We start from the raw sequence: 18979 nt of genomic DNA on the forward strand, positions 1-18979 counted from the left end.
ATGAAAATATCAAAAATATTTAAAAACGGTATGGTTGATAGCAACACAATATTGTCACAATTAGTTGGTCTATGCTCAGTACTTGCTATTTCTAGTACACTTAAAAATTCAGTAACAATGGCAGCTGCTGTAATTATAGTTACAATCCTTTCAAACTTTTTCATATCCTTGTTAAGAAAGGTTATACCTTCTAAGATAAGAATACCTATATATATCGTTATAATAGCAACATTTGTTACTATCATTGACTTAGTATTGCATGCATATTTACCTGATATGTACAAGCAATTAGGCTTGTTTATCCCACTTATAGTAGTAAACTGTATGATACTTGCTAGAGCTGAGAGCTTTGCATCAAAAAATAATGTTTTCTACTCAATGCTAGATGGTCTAGCATCAGGTTTAGGATATGCTTTTGCAATATGTTTATTAGGCTTTGTTAGAGAGTTAATAGGCGCAGGTTCTATATGGGGCAATAAAATTATGCCAGGAGCCTCACTATTCGTACTACCTCCAGGAGCATTCATTGTTCTAGGTATATTTGTAGCAATCTTTAACATATACTTATTGAAAAAGAAGAAGGAGGAAAACTAGATGGGAACAATATTTAAGATTTTGATTTCTACAATCTTTGTAAACAACTACGTTTTCGCTCAATTCTTAGGAATTTGTCCGTTTTTAGGTGTTTCAAGCAAAGTAGAAACAGCGACAGGTATGAGTGTAGCAGTAACATTCGTTGTAACACTTGCTTCAATCATTACTTATTATGTACAAAAATTATTATTAGATCCATTTAATTTAGGATATTTACAAACAATAGTTTTTATACTTATCATAGCATCACTAGTACAATTTGTTGAAATGGTTATTAAGAAAATTTCACCAGCTCTTTATGGAGCAATGGGTGTTTTCCTACCACTTATTACAACAAACTGTATGGTACTAGGTGTTGCAATACTTAACATACAAAGTGGATACAGCATATTTGAAGTAATAACAAACGCTATCGGCGCATCACTTGGTTTTGGTTTAGCACTAATACTACTTTCATCACTAAGAGAAAAACTAGAACTTGTTGATGTACCAGAACCTCTTAAGGGAATGCCTCTTGCATTAATCGCAGCAGGACTTATGTCTATTGCGTTCATGGGCTTCTCTGGCTTAGTATAGGAGGTATTACAATGGAAGTATATTTAATACCTATAGCTGTTTGTGGTATCATAGGTTTGATATTTGCTGTTTTACTTTCAATAGCATCTAGAGTATTTGAAGTAAAACTAGATCCAACAGTAGATAAAGTATTATCTGCACTACCAGGAGCTAACTGCGGAGCTTGCGGATTTCCAGGTTGCGAAGGACTTGCTAATGCAATTGCAAAGGGAAGTGCACCAGTTAATTCATGCCCTGTAGGAGGTGCAGCATGTGCAAGTAAGATAGCTGAGATACTTGGCGTTGATGCAGGCGGCACTGAAAAGATGGTTGCTAATGTTTTATGCCAAGGCGACTGCGACAAAACAAAGTTCAAATATGACTACAATGGCATTGAAAGCTGTTCATTTGCATCACAAATATCAGGTGGACCAAAGTCATGTGATTTTGGCTGCGTTGGTTGTGCTTCATGCGTTAATGCATGTCCATTTGATGCTATCGAGATGAGAAATGGAGTTGCTTTTGTACTTAAGGAAAAATGTAAATCATGTAAGATATGTGTTGGAACTTGTCCTAAGAAAATTATTGAGATGGTTCCATATAAGAGCAAGGTATTTGTTAAGTGTAAGAACACTAATATGGGCAAGAAAGTTAAAGAAGCATGCGGCATAGGATGTATAGGCTGCAAGATCTGTGTTAAGAACTGTCCAAAGGATACCATAGCTTTTGAAAACAACCTAGCTCACATTGTTTACGAAGGATGTATAAACTGTACTATATGTGCACAAAAATGTCCTACAAAGGCAATACATGCTGAGAATTTAAGACCAAAGCCTGTAAAGCCAGCAGAGCCAGCAAAACCTGCTGAAGCTGCTAAACCAGCAGAGCCAGCAAAACCTGCTGAAGCTGCTAAACCAGCAGAGCCAGCAAAACCTGCTGAAGCTGCTAAACCAGCAGAACCAGCAAAACCTGCTGAAACTGTAAAAGAAGTACAAGTGACAAAGGAAGAAGAAAATAAGTAGATAATTAATTGTTTTAAGGGTATGGACAGCCATACCCTTAAAACGATAAAAGTAGGTTTTCATATGAAAAAATTAGACATAGTTTTAATTATATCTTTAATATTATTTTCGTTTATCTTTATTATTAAGGATAGATTTTTTGCGTCTAATTCAAATAATAAATACATAGCCATATCAGTTGATGGCAAAGATTATAAAAATTTAGAATTTAAGGAAAAAACATACATATATCCATTAAAGACAAAGTTTGGCTTTAATAAGATAGAGGTTGCAAAAGATTATGTAAGAGTTCTGGAGGCTGATTGCCCAAACAAGCTCGATGTACAACAAGGAAAGATATATAGAGCAAATCAAAGTATAGTTTGCATACCTAACAGAATGATTATTCAGATTAAATCAAAGGATAGTAATAATAATGATGATGAAGTGGATGCTGTGATAAAATGATGAAGACAAGAGATTTTGTTTATATTGCCTTATTTACTGTTTTTGCAGTAGTATTAAGTATCTTAGAAAATTTCATACCATTGTCATTTAGTATACCAGGCTTAAGGATTGGCTTTGCAAACATTGCAGTAATTGCTGTTTTATATATATATTCATTTAAGTACGCTTTATTTATAGTGCTTATTAAGAACTTTCTTGTCTTTTTGCAATTTGGAAATATCATTGCATTTTCAATGTCAATGTCAGGCGGTTTATTAAGTCTTATCTTTATGTATATATTTAAGCGTTATTTAGATAAGTACTTTAGTATATATGGAGTAAGTGCTGTAGGTGCATTTTTTCATAACTTTGGACAGATTACATGCGCATCTATCATATTATCCAATAAGATTATATTTGCATATTTGCCAATACTTGTTATTATAGGAACTTTTACTTCAATAGTTATAGCTAAAGCAGCTGAGCTTTTTATAAGCAGATTTAAGAATATTAGAGGTTATATAAATGAATAATTTTGAAGAGAAAAAATTAATGATGCAAGACATTAAGCTTGATGATAGGCCAAGGGAAAAATTAATTAGCCGCGGTAGAGAGTCGTTAGAGCTTGCAGAAATTCTTGCTATCATAATAGGAACAGGAACTACAAACTATAGTGCGATTGAATTATCAAAACAAATTTTAAGAAGATTCAATAATTTAGGTGGCTATGCTTCGTTAAAGGTTGAAGACTTAACCGAAGTAAGTGGCATAGGAAAAGCTAAGGCGTGCCAAATAATTGCCGCGCTAGAATTAGCTAGAAGACTTACAGGTCCAAACAGTTTGTATGAAGCTGAAAGCTTATCTGACCCTAAAAAGGTTTATAAGGCATATAGAAATGAGTTTATGAATGAAGCTCAAGAAAAGTTTATTGTGCTTGCTCTTGATACGAAACTTAAATTAATTAAGATTATAGAAGTATCTAAAGGAACTGTTAACTCTACACAAGTTCATCCAAGAGATGTGTTTAGAGACCTTGTTAAGTGCAATGCAAGCAGCTGCATATTGATACACAACCACCCAAGCGGGGACTCGAGTCCATCTAATGAAGATAAATTATTAACAAAGAGACTTGTAGAGTGTTCAAAAATTATTGGTATATCAATTTTAGATCATTTAGTTATCGGCGATGACTTCTTTAGTTTTAAAGAGCATGGCCTTATGGAGTGATATAATGAATTTTATTAAAAAACATAGAATAATTATAACAATTTTACTTATTATCGTGGCTTTAGTTCTTATTATTACAATAAATAATAAGAAAAAGAGCCTTAATAGTGTTGAGTCTGCACCTAGTGATATCATCTCAAAGGTATCATCTTTCTTTTATAGCGGTGCGAATAGAATTTCTAATGGCTTTAAAGGTTTATTTTCTAAAGAAGATTCAAAAAGCAAGATAAAAGAACTTGAAGAAAAGCTAACTATGCTTGAAGATAAGAATAGAGAGCTAGAAACTGTTATTATGAAATCTTCATATCTTAAGAAAGAATACAATTTATTACAAAATACAAAATATAATTTAATTAAAGCTAAGATAGCATCTATGGATCCTGATGAATGGTATAAGAGGTTTACTATAAATAAGGGAAGTAAAGACGGTATCAAGAATGGCGATATTGTCATAGGTGCTTCTGAGATACAAAACAATGTCTATATAGAAGGCTTGCTAGGAAAAGTTACTGATGCTTCTAGAGATTCATCAAAAATTATTTCTCTTAATGATGATAAGTTTAAAGTTAGCTTTAATATTTTAAGAAATAATGAGTCTGGTGTTATGGGCGGAACTTTTGACTCTAAAATTGAGGGTTATATGTTTGATTCTAATGCGGACGTATTAGTTGGAGATAAACTGATTACATCAAGCTCATCTGAAGAGTATCCTGCCAATATTTACTTGGGAGAAGTTGTAGAAGTGATTAATGATGAGTCTAATTTAAAGAAGATAATAAAAGTTAAAGCGGCAGTAGATATAAAAGATGTAAGCAATGTATTTGTCATAAAAAGGTAGCAATATGAAAGCATTAGCATTTTTAATTTTTGTATTTATAAACTATATTTTAAAAGTAGCGATTTTGCCAAATTTTCTACCTACAAATTTTATCTTTAATTTAACACTTTGTATTATAGTCTCGCTTGCACTTCTTGCTAAGAATAGAGAGGGTTTAACTTGGACTTTAGTCATAGCTGTATTAAATGATTTACTTTCTCATGAAGTATTATTTATGAATCTATTTTTATTTTCAATAATATATTTATTCTTATATTTCTTTAGAGATAATATAAATTTAGAGAATTTGCTAAGCATAGCTTTACTTAATATAGCTGCATATATATTTTATATGCTGTTTTCATATACACTCCTAAGCTTTATGGGCGTAGATCTTACTATAAAACATCTTTTTAGAAATATTTTTTCTATAAAGGCCTTATTTGTAGCTTTATATGGAGTACTTACGTATCTTATATCTAAAAGGATATTTAGATATAAGAATTATGATATTTAGGTGGTAGTATGAACAATATTGAAAAGAGTAATAGATATAATTTTATTAATCTTGTAGTTTTGATTATTCTAAGTGTTTTACTTATAAAACTTGCACACTTGACTTTAGTTGAAGGAGATCACTACAGATATATATCGGACAACTCTAAAATTAGGACAATAACTGTTACAGCACCTAGAGGGGAGATAAGAGACAGGTATGGAAGGTTGATAGCTGGTAATCTTCCTTCTTTTACTGTGCAAATTTATAAAGATGATATGCTTAATTTAGATGCAGATGATAGAAATAAAGCTCTTCTTGAACTTACTAGAAGTCTTGAAGAGGATGGGGTTATTTATCAAAATGACTTCCCAATAGACTTTAACTATTTTGCATATAAAGATGAGGCAGAGTATATTAGTAACGACAAAACACCTTTAAAGACTGTTATCGACTTTATGAAAAATAAAGAAGTAATTAATGATTGCTTGGATATGTACATGACTTTTAAAAATGAAGATAAAAAGTATGATGTTAGACTTGCCAATAGAGCACTTTATGCAATCAAATCAAAGTTTGTTGACTTTCCAGTTGAGTATAAGAATACTGGTGAAAAATATGAATTCATTGCAAATGATAAATTTCTTGATTTTAAACAAAAGAATGAGTTTAAAGATGACTTAAGTCCAAGAGCCCTTGTAAATGAGATTATTGTTAGTGATGATACTATATTAAGTAGAGTGTTCTCACATCCTATGATTAGAAAGCTTGTATATGAAAAGTATAAAGATAACGGTTTAGGAAACATTGTGCTTAAAGACTGTGTTAATACTTTGTATGAAGCTTATCTTGAGCAAAAAAGAACACTGATGAAAGAGTATCCAAACTATGTTACTTATGAGAGCAGTGCTAAAGATGACTTTATAAATATTTTTAAGAACACATCGCTTAAAACTATGCTTGGTAAGGCTTATAAGAATGAAGATGATGAAATTATTGCTCCAGGTAAAATACTTATTGATCTTATAAGATCAAAGAACATAGAAACAAAGGTTGAAGCTATAATTAATCCTGATACTTTAGATGTTCTTTATAGATATAAAGATCAAAATGTAGATCCAGAGCTTGCAGCTATCGATGAGCTTATTAAGGAAGCTGACAATAAAGAGATTATGGATCAGTTTATAAGCAATAACAAGATAAGACCATATGCTCAAAAGTGCTTGCTAGATGATGAAGTGCAAACAAGGATATCTATAGCAGGTGACTTTGAGTATGTTGACATGATTCAGTATAAAACCTTTTTAGAGAGAATCTTTAAGTTCAAAGATAAATTTGAAGATAAGAGTCCTGAAGAAACATTAAAAAAGGCGATGGAGAAGTATAAGATAGATGAAAATTATTTGCGTTACGAAGCAAAGACGCTTCTTAGTATATATGAGCTGTTCTTAAAACAAGGCCAGCTTGCATATCAACCTATCAACTTTGCTTATGGAATAAAACCTCAAACGGTTGCTAGAATTGAAGAGAAGCTTTATATGAATACAGGGGTTAAAATATCTATAGAACCTATAAGATATTATCCTATGGGCTCTGTCATGTGTCATGTAATCGGATCTTTAGGAAAGATTTCAAGTGATGCTGAGATAGAAAAGTATATAAATCAAAAGAAGTATTTACCGGATTCTATAATTGGTAAAACTGGCATAGAAGAGGCATATGAAGACGTTTTAAAAGGTAAAGATGGAGAGATGCTTGTTGAGGTAGACAGAATTGGCAATAAAACTAGAGTTATCTCTGAGACTAAACCTGTTAGAGGAAACACTATATACTTAAGTTTAGATGCCGAGCTTCAAAAGAAGTGCGAAAAACTACTTGAAAGAACGATTAAAACAATACCAAGAAGCGGAACTTTTCTTAGTAAATATGGTGACTTCAAGATGGAGTGGGATAGAAAAAGAAAGAGAACATATGATAATACTAGCTCAGGAGCTCTTGTATTAAATAATCCTAATACTGGCGAAGTATTAACTATGGCTAGTTATCCAGGATACAATCTAAACCTATTTGCTACCGGTATAAGTAAGACAGACTGGGACAGTTTAGGACCTGTTGAAGTGAACAATCCACTTGCAGCAAGACCATTATTAAATGTTGCTACTCAAACTGCTGTGCAACCAGGATCAATCTTTAAAATGTGCACTGGCCTTGCAGCACTTGAGAAAGGTTTAAGCCCAGAAACAAAGATAACAGACATGGGCTATGCTGAACTTGGTACAAAGAAGTTTAGGTGTTTATTGTGGACCGACTATCATATGACTCATGGAGCTATCAATTTAAGTGACGCATTAAAAGTCTCATGTAACTACTTTTTCTACTCTCTAGCAATGGGAGAGAATCAAAGACTTGGCAAGAAGCTTGATATAAAATTATCGATTGATGATATAGTTGACATGGCAAAGAGATTCGGTCTTAATGATAAGACAGGCATAGAAATCAATGTGCCTAACGAGTTCTCTGGAGGCGTACCAAATCCAGAAAAGAAGCTTCAAAATATGAGATTCTATCTAAGAAACTTCTTAAATGATAATCTGCAAGATTATGTTAAAGAAGGAGTAAGATATGATGAGGTCTTTAGGGATAAAGCTATAAAAGAAATATTGTCATGGCTTGAAGAAGGACCGAATATGACAAGAAACGAGGTTATAGAAAGTCTTGAAAAGCTTGGCTTTGATACTGAGAGAAAATTAGCTGGTAAGAGGGAAGGCATAGCTGACATTATCAAGTACACTTATTTAAATCAAGCTAAGTGGAACCTAGCAGATACACTTTATGTCACTATTGGTCAAGGTGACTCGTCATATACACCTATACAGATGTCTAACTATGTAGCGACTATCGCCAATGGCGGACAAAGAAACAAGTTAACATTGATTGATTCGATTAAATCATATGATGGATTAGAGGATATCTATACTTTTGAAAGAAAATCTGAAGATATTGGTTTAAAGAACAAGAAGGACTTAGATGTTATAAAGAGTGGTATGTATAAGGTAAGTAAACTTGGATCTGCAAAACCATTGTTTAAAGATTTCCCTATAAATATTGGATGTAAGACTGGTACTGCGGAAAAGAACGGTATAAATCCATATACAAAGATGCCATATGATTCGTTCTCATGGTTTGTGGCCTTTGCACCATACGAAAAGCCTGAGCTAGCAGTTAGCGCTCTAGTATTCCAAGGTGGTATGGGTATAAACGCTGGACCTATGGTTAGGGAAGCTATAGCAGAGTACCTAGGAATGAATAAAGAAAATATTTCTAATGATTTACCACTAGTTACAAAAGTCTTAAAGTAAGGAGAATATATTGATTAATAGAAAGAAATTAGAAAAAATATTAAAGCTTGTAGAAAAGCCTGCGAGATATATAGGCATGGAGAAGAACTCTATAGTTAAAGATTTTGAAAAAACAAAGGTGAAGTTTGCTTTTTGCTTTCCTGATATGTATGAACTTGCAATGAGCTACTTAGGACTTCACATACTTTACTTTTTGATAAATCAAAATGAAGACTACTTATGTGAGAGAGTATTCTTGCCATGGCGCGATATGCAAGAAAAGATGAGAGAGGAAGAACTTGAATTATTTTCTCTTGAAAATAAAGAAGAGCTTAAAAACTTTGATGCGGTTGGCTTCACTTTGCAGTATGAAATGAGCTTTACAAATATATTGAATATGCTTGACTTATCAAACCTTGAATATAAAAGTAAGGACAGAGGAGAGGATGATCCGATTATTGTTGCGGGAGGTCCTTGTGCAGTAAACCCTGAACCTATCGCTGAAATAATTGATGTTTTTCAAATAGGCGAAGGCGAAGAGATGATGCTAAGGTTTTTAGAGCTACTTAAGATTAAAAAAGAAACAAAACAAAGTAAGGACGAATTTCTTGAAACACTTGCTAAAGAAGATGGCTTTTATGTACCGAAGTTTTATAAGCCTCATTACAATGAGGATGCTACTATAAAAAATTATGAAAAGCTAAATCCAAATTGCAAGGATAGAGTAAAGAGGAACTATATTTCAAGCGTTGACAAGATGTTTCAAATTGACAGAATGATTGTTCCATACATCGATGTAGTTCATAAAAGAGCAGTTGTTGAGATATTTAGAGGTTGCACTAAAGGATGCAGATTTTGCCAAGCTGGCATGTTATACAGGCCTATAAGAGAAAAATCAGATGAGAACATCAAGAATATCGCCAAGACTATGATAGACAATACTGGTTATGACGATGTTAGTTTGTTCTCACTAAGTACTTGTGACTATACTAACCTTAGAGAAGTTGCTCGTGAGATGAAAGAGTACTTTGTACAGAACAATGTTAGCGTCTCACTACCATCACTAAGGCTTGACTCACCGAGCATAGATGTATTGAAGGACTTATCTGATGTGAGGAAGTCATCACTAACTTTTGCTCCAGAAGCAGGCAGCCAAAGGTTAAGAGATGTTATCAACAAAAATGTTAGCGAAGAAAATTTAATTGATGTCATGACTTATGTATTTGGAGAAGGCTGGTCTAAGATTAAACTTTACTTTATGATAGGCCTTCCTACTGAGACTGAGGATGATATAAGGGGTATAAAAGAACTTGCTTATTTAGTTAGAGATCTATTCTTTAAAAGAGATAGGGAAGATATAAAGGGAGACTTTAGACTAGTTGTAAGTACATCGTGTTTTGTGCCAAAGCCTTTCACACCATTCCAATGGTTTAAGCAAGATAGTATAGATGAATTTTACGAAAAGATAGGCATACTTCGCTCATGTATAAAAGATAAAAAGATTGACTACAACTATCACGATCCTGAGCTTAGCTATATTGAAGCGGTACTTGCAAGAGGCGACAGAAAGCTTGCGGATGCGCTTATATATGTCTACGAAGAAGAGAAGAAGGCTGAGAAAGTGGATAACGATTTTATCTACAACAATTACATGAACGCATTCAAAGAGTTTAATTTAGATCCTGACTTCTACGCAAGACGCGAAAGATCATATGATGAAGTTCTACCTTGGGATATAATAGATATTGGTGTTAGCAAAGAGTTTTTGATTAGAGAGTATGAGAAGTCGATGAAGGCAGAGACTACAAAAGACTGCAGAATTTCTTGCAATGCATGTGGTATTAAGAACTGTGAAATGAGGGGTAAGCATGAAAATTTTGTGTAAATTTACAAAGTTAGGTTACTTAAAATTCATCTCACACTTGGACCTTGTGGACTTATTTCAAAGGACTCTTTTTCAAAACAAAGTTGATGTAAAGTTCTCGGAGGGCTTTAATCCACATCCAAGGATGTCTATTGCTTATCCACTTCCACTAGGTATAGAGTCAAATAGTGAGTATATGGAGATATACTTAAACTCAAAGATTGATTTAAATGATTTTATTATTAGAATGAACGAGAAGCTTCCTCATGGCATTAAGATAGTAGAAGCAAAGTATGATGACGATGAGTCTATATCTAACAAGGTGAAGTCGGTCGTATATGCCTTTAAGCTATTGAACACTTTTTTTGAAAAGAATAAGAACGTTGATATTGTAAGCGAACTTTCGAAGATTAATGACATGGATGAGGTCGAGATAGAAAGAAAGAGAAAGAAAGGTAAGAGAAGGATCTTCGTTAAGGAAAATGCAAAAGACTTTTTGACTAGATTAGAGCTTAAAGATGATGCAATATATGCATATATAAAGATGAGTGAGGAGGGCTCGTTAAAGCCTGCACTAATATTTGACATACTTAATAAATATACAGACATAACTATGGATGAGCTTGACATAGACTTAGAACGCATAGGCTTGTATCAAGACTATGAAGGAGAGAATGAAATATTTTTATAAAAGTATAAGAATTGATTATAAATAGCTTGTAAATTATAAAATTTGATGATATAATATGAATTACAGAGTAGAGGAAATGCGCTAGTGTTAAAAGATGGGATGTAGCTTTTAAACGAATGGCGATGAGCCGCGGTATTTCTTCGCTTCCGCTGTATAAATATTATATTATTTAGCACAGCCTCTGGAATTTTATTTTAGGAGGATTTTTTTATGCAAAAAAGGAGATTTACGACTAAGAAATTAGTCCTAAGTGCATTGTTCGTTACGTTAACAATTTTAATGTCTAAATTTTTGAAAATTAAAATTGCTACTGGATTAGTTTTCTCATTTGGTGGATACCCACTAATGTTTGGTGGTATGGTTTTAGGACCTTATTACGGCTTTATGATGGGTATAGTTTCAGACGTTATAAAATTTATGCTATCACCAAGCCAATTTGGTTTTAACTTTGCCTTTACACTATTAGAGGGCTTGTTAGGATGGTTCCCAGGCTTTATGGTTTGGAAATTAACTAATGGCGAAGGTTTCTCAGCATTATTGGAGAACAGAAAGAAACAAAACATAGCAATCATATCAACAAGTTTATTTAGAGCTATATTTATAAATATTATATGTAATTCAGCACTTTTACACATATATATGGGTAAAGCACTAATAGCACTAATGACAGCAAGAATACTTAAGAACACTATAGAAATATTCTTAGTATACTTCATCCTTACAGCTATAGTTGAAGCTTTAAGAGCAAGAAAAGTTAAATTTGAGTTTTAGCTTATATATAATAAATAGTAAATGCCTCATGACATTCCGGTGAGGCATTTATTTTTGGCATAAGATAAGGCAGGATTTTTGGTCCTGCCTTTTAATTTATTTACTAGATTTATCTTTTAGAACTTTTTTCACTGCTTCATTTAATACTTTTTCATTATTCTTTCTAAAGTTACCATCTACAATGTATATTTCGTTTTTAAACTTGAATACTAAAGTAGATGTTGAGAACTTGCTAGCGATATATGCTTCTTCAAAATCATCAGAGAAACAATCGTACTTAATATACTCTATGTTACCTTGATTATTGCTAATATTTCTATCTTTAATAACGCTGTATATATAGTTTAATATGTTTTTGTTTTTGCAGTAGTAATACTCACTCTTCATAATTAAAGATTCATATTTAGAGTCTGAGTATCTTGTGAAGCTATAATTTTTTGTGTACTTATTGACAAAGAAGTTTTTATTCTCAAACTTTGTATTCATATAATACCTATTGTCCTTTATATTCTCATCCACTTGGAAGATATCTTCATTGATTGCATTATTAACAGGCATTTCCAACAGTCTTGTTTGTAGATTTGTTATCATAAATAAAGAAACAACTATAAACAAAAATCTTGGAAAGAACTTATCGAAGACCTTTTCTATGAATAGTTTATACACACCGTAAGCAAGAGCTGCTCCTATCAAGAATGAATAGCTTGAGAACAGTTTCAAGAGTGTTATATTGCCAACAGTAAAATTATATATGTCTATCGATACATAAAGAACAATCATTAGTGCAAGCAGGGTAAATAATGCTAGCATTAAAATTCTACCAAACTTAAAAGCTGAAGGCTGCTCAAATTTTTTACGCAAGCCTTTGAAGTAGAAGTAAATAATTCTTCTTAAGTACATAATGGATAGATCTAAAAATATTAGTGGCACTAAGACCATAAACATAAACTGTTTTATGTAGACAAACTTATCTATGTTTGGCCAGAATAAAAAGACTGTGTTTGCTAAAAATATCATAAAGAATGATAAGAAAACTGATATTGAGAAGAATCTTATGTTAGAGATGTTCTTCCAACTTTTTTCATCCGCATCAGCTGTAGCTTTTTTGCTCGCATTATGATTTTCATATATGTTAATATCTTTGAAGCCACAAACAAATTTAAAGCCAGCACTCTCCATATCATATAGGTGAGTTGTGAAGGCTCCAAATTTATTCTTTCTCGATGTAGTGAATGGATAACTCTCGCAAAAATATACAAAATTATTAGCATCGACTGCTTTTTCTAAGCTAATCGATGCTTTTTTTACATCTTTTATCTTGTATCCATCTTTTCTTAACTGGTTTAGATGCTCTTCAAGACCTTTGTAGTCAATGTTTTGAAAGAGCATTAATTCATTTATTCTTGTGTTTTCTTGCATAAGCTTTCACCCTTTTTATATAGTATTACGCCTAATGGTACGAGCAGTATCGATATCCATTGTGATGTTGAGAAGTATAAGAAGTGTCCTCTTACGTCATCATATCTTAAAAATTCAACTAAAAATCTTCCTATGCCATATAGTATGATATATAGGCCCGAAACTTTTCCTCTGGATCTATCTTTCTTTGAGTAGATGAACAGAATTATAAATATAATAATGTTGCCTAATGAGCTCAATAGCTGAACAGGGAAGAGCTTTACTCCGCTTAAACCAACGCTTTCTTTTGGAAAGATTACTGCAAATTTACTATTGCATGGCAAACCATAGCAGCAGCCAGCCATAAAGCAGCCGATTCTACCAAAGGCGTGTGCAAGTGGTACTTCAGGGGCCATAGAGTCTATCATATCTAAGAAATTAATTTTGTATTTTTTAGAGTAAATATACAAAGCGACTAGCCCGCCTATGATGCCTCCGTAGAATACATAGCCACCTGCTAAGATATCTCTTAGTGTTGAGACTAAGTCTTTAGTATTCTTTAAACTATCTACAACAAAGTTAAAGTCTGTTATAAGATAGAGAAGCTTTGCTCCTAAGAAGCCACCAATCATACCATATACTATGGAGTAGTAGATGGTTTCTTTATCTGCGGGATACTCTTTTTTTCTATACCAATAAACAAGGCTTGCTACAACTATGCCAAGGGCTATAAGTGAGCCATAGCTAGCAAGTCTTATTCCAAATATTGTGTAAAATGGTTTCATATTCTACCACATAGAACTCATTAAAGAGCAGCCAATGCATGATAAGCAAGCTATGCAAGCAACAGTTACAAGTAGTGTAGAGCATAAACTTATAGTGTTAAGTATTATACCTGTCTTTGCATAAGCTGTGTCTCCTTTGTTTTTAGCGTCAACACCCATGATCAAACCAACTATAGCTATGATACTTCCTATGAATGATAGTTGTCCTAAAAATATGCATAGTAGTGATACAGCACCTAAGATTAAAGATGTTAAGCCTTTGTTGCTGCGTCCATAGTTATCGTCATTAAAGCCGGTCCTATAGTTGTAATCGTTTTTATTGTAGTCATAGTAGTGACCCTTAGCTCTCTTTCTGTCTTGTCTTTCTTTTATTTCATCCTCACTTAAAACTTCTTGATCGTTGAAGTCCTTATCGTCATAAATATTGTTCATAATATCCCTCCTTGTATAGTATTATACCCCTTTAAGCATTATTATACATAAAAGAAATGAAAATTACAAGAAAAATAAAAATTTTAAAATTATCTCTTATATGGTATAATAATTAATAGAGGTGATTTTATGAGTTTTACGCATTTGCACTTGCATACTGAGTATTCTTTACTTGATGGTTCAAACAAAATAACAGAGCTTATAGATAGAGTTAAAGAGCTTGGCATGGATGCATGTGCTATAACTGACCATGGCAATATGTATGGTGTAATCAAATTTTATAAGGAAGCGAAGGCTAAGGGTATCAAACCTATCATAGGCTGCGAGGTTTATGCATGCGAAGATAAGCTTGTAAAGGACAAAGAAACACCTTACTACCACTTGATACTTTTATGCGAAAACGAAAAGGGATACAAAAATCTTATAAAGATAGTCTCAGACGCCTCTATTAATGGCTACTACTATAAGCCAAGAACTGATTTTAACTATTTACGTGAGCATAGCGAAGGCATCATTGCACTATCTGCCTGCTTAGGTGGAGAGGTGCAAAGGATGATACTCGATCAAAATATGGATGGAGCAAAAAAAGCTGCGCTTAGATATAAAGAAATATTTGGAGAAAACAATTTCTTCCTAGAGCTTCAAGATCACGGTATGAAGGAGCAAGCATATGTTAATAATTATCTTATCGATCTTTCTAAGGAGCTAGGTCTTGGACTAGTTGCGACAAACGATTGTCACTACCTACGCAAAGAGGACGCTAAGGTTCACGACGTGCTTTTATGTATACAAACTCTTTCAAAGATTGATGATGAAAACAGAATGCGCTTTCCTAGTGAAGAGTTTTATGTAAAGAGTCCTGAGGAGATGGAGAAACTCTTCTCATATGTACCTGAGGCTATAAAAAATACTGAGATTATTAAAGACAGATGTAATGTAGAGATTGAGTTTCATCAAAAACATTTGCCTAACTTTGAGATAGATGAAGACATGACGCACTCTGAATACCTTCATAAGCTTTGCGAAGAAGGTTTAAAGAAGAGATATGGACATGTCAGTGAAGACATAAAGAATAGGATGGAAACTGAGTTTAAGATTATCGACTCCATGGGCTATGTTGACTACTTCCTAGTAGTTAGGGACTTTATAATGTACGCTAAAAACAATGGCATACCTGTTGGACCAGGAAGAGGTTCTGCGGCAGGCAGCATTGTTTCTTATGCTTTAGGCATAGTTGATGTTGACCCTCTAAAGTATGATTTGCTATTTGAAAGATTTCTAAATCCTGAGAGAGTTTCCATGCCCGATATAGATGTTGACTTTGGATATGAGAGAAGATCTGAAGTTATTGACTATGTAATAAGGAAGTATCACGAGGACAAGGTTAGTCAGATTATTACCTTTGGTACACTTGCCGCAAGAGCCGTTATTCGTGATGTTGCAAGGGCTTTAGATGTGCCTTTAAACAAGGCAGATACACTTGCAAAGATGGTGCCAAGAGATCTAGACATAACCATAGACTTAGCTTTAGAGAGAAATCCTGAGTTTAAGAAAGCCTACGATGAAGACGAAGAGGCAAAGAAAATAATTGATATATCAAGACAGCTTGAGGGTTTGCCAAGGAATATTGGTACTCACGCTGCTGGTATATTAATCACTGAAGAGACTATAACAAACCACCTACCTCTTGTTAAGAACAAAGAGTCTATATCCACTCAGTACACTATGACAGAGCTTGAAGAGCTTGGATTTTTGAAGATGGACTTCTTAGGCTTAAGAAATTTAACGGTTATTCAAGATGCACTTGATATGATAGAGAAAAACTATAATCTTAAAGTTGACTTTGATAATATGGAATGCGACGACAAAAATGTTATAAATTTATTTACAAACGCTGAAACAATAGGTGTATTTCAATTCGAGTCGGTTGGTATGAGAAGGTTCTTAAAGGAATTAAAGGCCCAAAAGTTTGAAGATCTAATTGCTGCAAACTCATTGTTTAGACCGGGACCTATGCAATCGATACCAAAGTTTGTCGAGGCAAGGCATGATCCATCTAAGATAAGCTACTTAGATCCGCATCTTGAACCAATACTAAAGGAAACATATGGTTGCATTGTATATCAAGAGCAGGTTATGAGAATATTTAGAAACCTTGCTGGCTACTCACTTGGCGGTGCTGACATAGTTAGAAGAGCCATGAGTAAGAAGAAGATGAAGGTCTTGGAGCAAGAGAGAAAGAACTTTATCTATGGTAAGGACGACGGGGATGAAGTGATTATCAAGGGTGCTGTGAGAAACGGCATTAAAGAAGAGGTAGCAAATCAAATTTTTGATTACATGCTTGACTTTGCAAACTACGCCTTCAACAAGTCACACTCTGCTGCTTACTCGGTCGTTGCATATAGAACAGCCTACCTTAAGTACTACTATCCAAAAGAGTATATGGCAAGTCTACTTAGCTCTGTAATGGGCAACACTCCAGATGTAATAAAGTATCTAGAAGAGGCAAAAAGACTTGGCATAGAAGTCTTAAGACCTGATATAAACAAGTCATTTAGAAAGTTTGCAACAGAAGACGATTGTATAAGATTCGGACTTTCAGCGATTAAAAACGTAGGAAGTAATGTTATTGATTCAATACTAAAAGCCAGAGGAAAGATAGATGGCTTTACTTCATTTGAAGACTTCTTAACAAAGACTTACAAAGTTGATTCGGCTGCTATGAACAAAAAGTCTATAGAGTCTCTAATAAAAGCAGGGGCGCTTGACTCACTTGGATTGAATAGAAGCCAAATGCTTGGTTCATATGACTTTATTCTTAAGAGTATACAAAAGGATGCAAAGAGCAATGCCGAGGGACAGCTTGGTCTATTCGGACTTAGTGATGATAATTCATCCCATGCACAATACAAGGTGCCGGAAGCTACAGAACTTTCAAAGTTTATGCTTCTTGAGGGCGAAAAAGAGATGACTGGCATATATTTTTCAGGTCATCCACTTGAAGAATTTACACAAGAACTAAGAGATAACAGCGACTTTACGTCCATTGAGATGAAAGAAAAGCTTGCTGATGAAACCGATACAGACATTAAAGATAATATGTTTATTTCTTATGCAGGTATGATATCTGATGTCACTAAGAAGGTAACAAAGAATAATCAAATGATGGCCTTCATCGATTTAGAAGATATTTATGACAATATTAGAGTGGTAATCTTCCCAAGAGTTTACGAAACTTACAGAAGTTTGATAAAAGAAGGAGAGAGAATAGTAGTTAAAGGAAGATTGCAAATAAGCGCTAATGATGAGATAAACATCATAGCAGATAGAGTTAAAAGGCTTGAAAAGCGTAAAGAGACTTTATACTTAAGAATAAAAAAAGATAAAGATGATAATGATAAAATGGATATCTTGGATATTCTAAAGAAATATAAGGGAGATAACCCTGTTGTAGTGTACTTTGAAGAGACAAAGTCTACTATTGAATCCAACGATAGCACAGCTATTGACATAGACAATGAGAAGCTATATGAGGATTTAAAAATGCATTTAAACGAAGATGATATAGTTATCAAATAGGAGGAAGAATGAAGACTATTGCTATATTAACAAGTGGCGGTGACGCACCTGGAATGAATGCTGTTATTAGATCGGTTGTAAGAACAGCGATATATAACGATGTAAAAGTTTTAGCTGTAAAGGAAGGTTACAACGGTCTAATAAAGGGTGACATTGAAACGATGACACTATCGAGCGTTGCAGATATAATTCATAGGGGTGGAACTATACTTAGAACTGCAAGAAGCGAAGAGTTTATGACTGAAGAAGGTATTAATCAAGCTCTTAAAGTAATTAAGAAATTCAAGATAGATGCTATAGTCGCTCTTGGTGGAGATGGTACATTTAGAGGAGCAAGAGAGCTAGTAAAGCGTGGCATAAAAGTATCATGCGTTCCATGCACAATAGACAACGACCTTGCTTATACTGACTACACTATAGGATTTTTAACTGCAGTTGAGACAGCAGTATCCGCTATAAGTAAGCTAAGAGACACATCAGAGTCTCACGGCAGAGCTATAGTACTACAAGTTATGGGTAGAAACTGTGGAGACATTGCTCTATACTCAGGCATAGCTGGTGGTGCAGAAGCCATAGTTGTGCCAGAGCTTGAAATAGATACTGATGCCATAATTCAAAAAATAAAAAATGGTAGAAAAAGAGGTAAGAAGCACCACATCATAGTCACTGCTGAAGGCGCGCTTGATGCATACGACTTAGCAAAGATTATAGAAGAAAAGAGCGATATTGAAACTCGTGTTACGGTCTTAGGTTATGTTCAAAGAGGCGGTGTGCCTACAGTACAAGACAGAATTCTTGCAAGTGAATTTGGTTACAGAGCGGTAAACTTACTAATAGAAGGTAAGACTGGCCTTGTCTTAGGATATAAGGACGGCAAGTTTATTGAAGTAGATATAAACGAAGCACTTAATGCTAAGAAAGAGCTAAATAAAGAATTGCTTAAGATGGTAGACATACTATCGATTTAGAGGCAGACTTATG

Annotated in this window: 17 protein-coding genes and 1 riboswitch; of the genes, 14 read left to right on the top strand and 3 right to left on the bottom strand. The window is 33.8% G+C overall.

Annotated features, from left to right (window positions below; genetic code table 11):
- The 12 genes from rsxE (at position 1) to KO172_RS05675 (ending at position 11801) form a co-directional block, all read left to right on the top strand.
- Positions 1-594: an electron transport complex subunit RsxE gene (rsxE, locus tag KO172_RS05620; protein WP_215492532.1), complete on the top strand. Its 594-nt coding sequence runs from the start codon at positions 1-3 to the stop codon at positions 592-594.
- Positions 595-1170, top strand: coding sequence for an electron transport complex subunit RsxA (rsxA, locus tag KO172_RS05625; protein ID WP_215492533.1), 576 nt, complete (start codon positions 595-597; stop codon positions 1168-1170).
- A gap of 11 nt (positions 1171-1181) precedes the next feature.
- Entirely contained in the window at positions 1182-2171 is a 990-nt protein-coding gene (locus KO172_RS05630) for an RnfABCDGE type electron transport complex subunit B (RefSeq protein WP_215492534.1), read from the top strand.
- A 63-nt stretch (positions 2172-2234) separates the two neighbouring features.
- Complete coding sequence (locus KO172_RS05635) at positions 2235-2618, top strand: NusG domain II-containing protein (protein WP_215492535.1); 384 nt, start codon at positions 2235-2237, stop codon at positions 2616-2618.
- Positions 2615-3130: a Gx transporter family protein gene (locus KO172_RS05640; RefSeq protein ID WP_215492536.1), complete on the top strand. Its 516-nt coding sequence runs from the start codon at positions 2615-2617 to the stop codon at positions 3128-3130. The genes KO172_RS05635 and KO172_RS05640 overlap by 4 nt, the downstream gene beginning before the upstream one ends.
- Entirely contained in the window at positions 3123-3824 is a 702-nt protein-coding gene (gene radC / locus KO172_RS05645) for a RadC family protein (RefSeq protein WP_215492537.1), read from the top strand. Before KO172_RS05640 ends, radC begins: the two co-directional genes overlap by 8 nt.
- A 4-nt stretch (positions 3825-3828) precedes the next feature.
- On the top strand, positions 3829-4662 hold the full coding sequence (gene mreC / locus KO172_RS05650) for a rod shape-determining protein MreC (RefSeq protein ID WP_215492538.1): 834 nt from the start codon (positions 3829-3831) through the stop codon (positions 4660-4662).
- Between the two features lie 4 nt (positions 4663-4666).
- Entirely contained in the window at positions 4667-5158 is a 492-nt protein-coding gene (locus KO172_RS05655) for a hypothetical protein (RefSeq protein WP_215492539.1), read from the top strand.
- A gap of 8 nt (positions 5159-5166) precedes the next feature.
- On the top strand, positions 5167-8496 hold the full coding sequence (locus tag KO172_RS05660; RefSeq protein WP_215492540.1) for a penicillin-binding transpeptidase domain-containing protein: 3330 nt from the start codon (positions 5167-5169) through the stop codon (positions 8494-8496).
- A gap of 13 nt (positions 8497-8509) precedes the next feature.
- A complete protein-coding gene (locus KO172_RS05665; protein WP_215493412.1) occupies positions 8510-10360 on the top strand; it encodes a TIGR03960 family B12-binding radical SAM protein in 1851 nt (616 codons plus the stop codon).
- Positions 10344-11030, top strand: coding sequence for a TIGR03936 family radical SAM-associated protein (locus KO172_RS05670; protein ID WP_215492541.1), 687 nt, complete (start codon positions 10344-10346; stop codon positions 11028-11030). Before KO172_RS05665 ends, KO172_RS05670 begins: the two co-directional genes overlap by 17 nt.
- A gap of 61 nt (positions 11031-11091) precedes the next feature.
- Positions 11092-11184, top strand: a riboswitch (THF riboswitch).
- Positions 11185-11240: 56 nt separating this feature from the next.
- Complete coding sequence (locus KO172_RS05675; protein ID WP_215492542.1) at positions 11241-11801, top strand: folate family ECF transporter S component; 561 nt, start codon at positions 11241-11243, stop codon at positions 11799-11801.
- Between the two features lie 96 nt (positions 11802-11897).
- On the opposite strand, the gene KO172_RS05680 is transcribed toward KO172_RS05675, so the two are convergent.
- The 3 genes from KO172_RS05680 to KO172_RS05690 are packed head-to-tail and all read right to left on the bottom strand — an operon-like array spanning position 11898 to position 14416.
- Positions 11898-13220, bottom strand: coding sequence for a hypothetical protein (locus KO172_RS05680; protein WP_215492543.1), 1323 nt, complete (start codon positions 13218-13220; stop codon positions 11898-11900).
- Positions 13199-13984: a prolipoprotein diacylglyceryl transferase gene (gene lgt, locus KO172_RS05685; protein ID WP_215492544.1), complete on the bottom strand. Its 786-nt coding sequence runs from the start codon at positions 13982-13984 to the stop codon at positions 13199-13201. Before lgt ends, KO172_RS05680 begins: the two co-directional genes overlap by 22 nt.
- Before the next feature lie 3 nt (positions 13985-13987).
- The gene (locus KO172_RS05690) at positions 13988-14416 is read right to left on the bottom strand and encodes a hypothetical protein (RefSeq protein WP_215492545.1); all 429 of its coding nucleotides are present in this window, start codon (positions 14414-14416) and stop codon (positions 13988-13990) included.
- Positions 14417-14545: 129 nt separating this feature from the next.
- On the opposite strand from KO172_RS05690, the gene KO172_RS05695 reads away from it, so the two are divergent.
- Positions 14546-17998, top strand: coding sequence for a DNA polymerase III subunit alpha (locus tag KO172_RS05695; RefSeq protein WP_215492546.1), 3453 nt, complete (start codon positions 14546-14548; stop codon positions 17996-17998).
- Positions 17999-18006: 8 nt separating this feature from the next.
- Positions 18007-18966, top strand: coding sequence for a 6-phosphofructokinase (gene pfkA, locus KO172_RS05700; RefSeq protein WP_215492547.1), 960 nt, complete (start codon positions 18007-18009; stop codon positions 18964-18966).
- Positions 18967-18979 lie beyond the last annotated feature (13 nt).

The organism is Fenollaria sporofastidiosus, from assembly GCF_943169635.2.
GTDB classification, from domain to species: Bacteria; Bacillota; Clostridia; order Tissierellales; family Peptoniphilaceae; genus Fenollaria; species Fenollaria sporofastidiosus.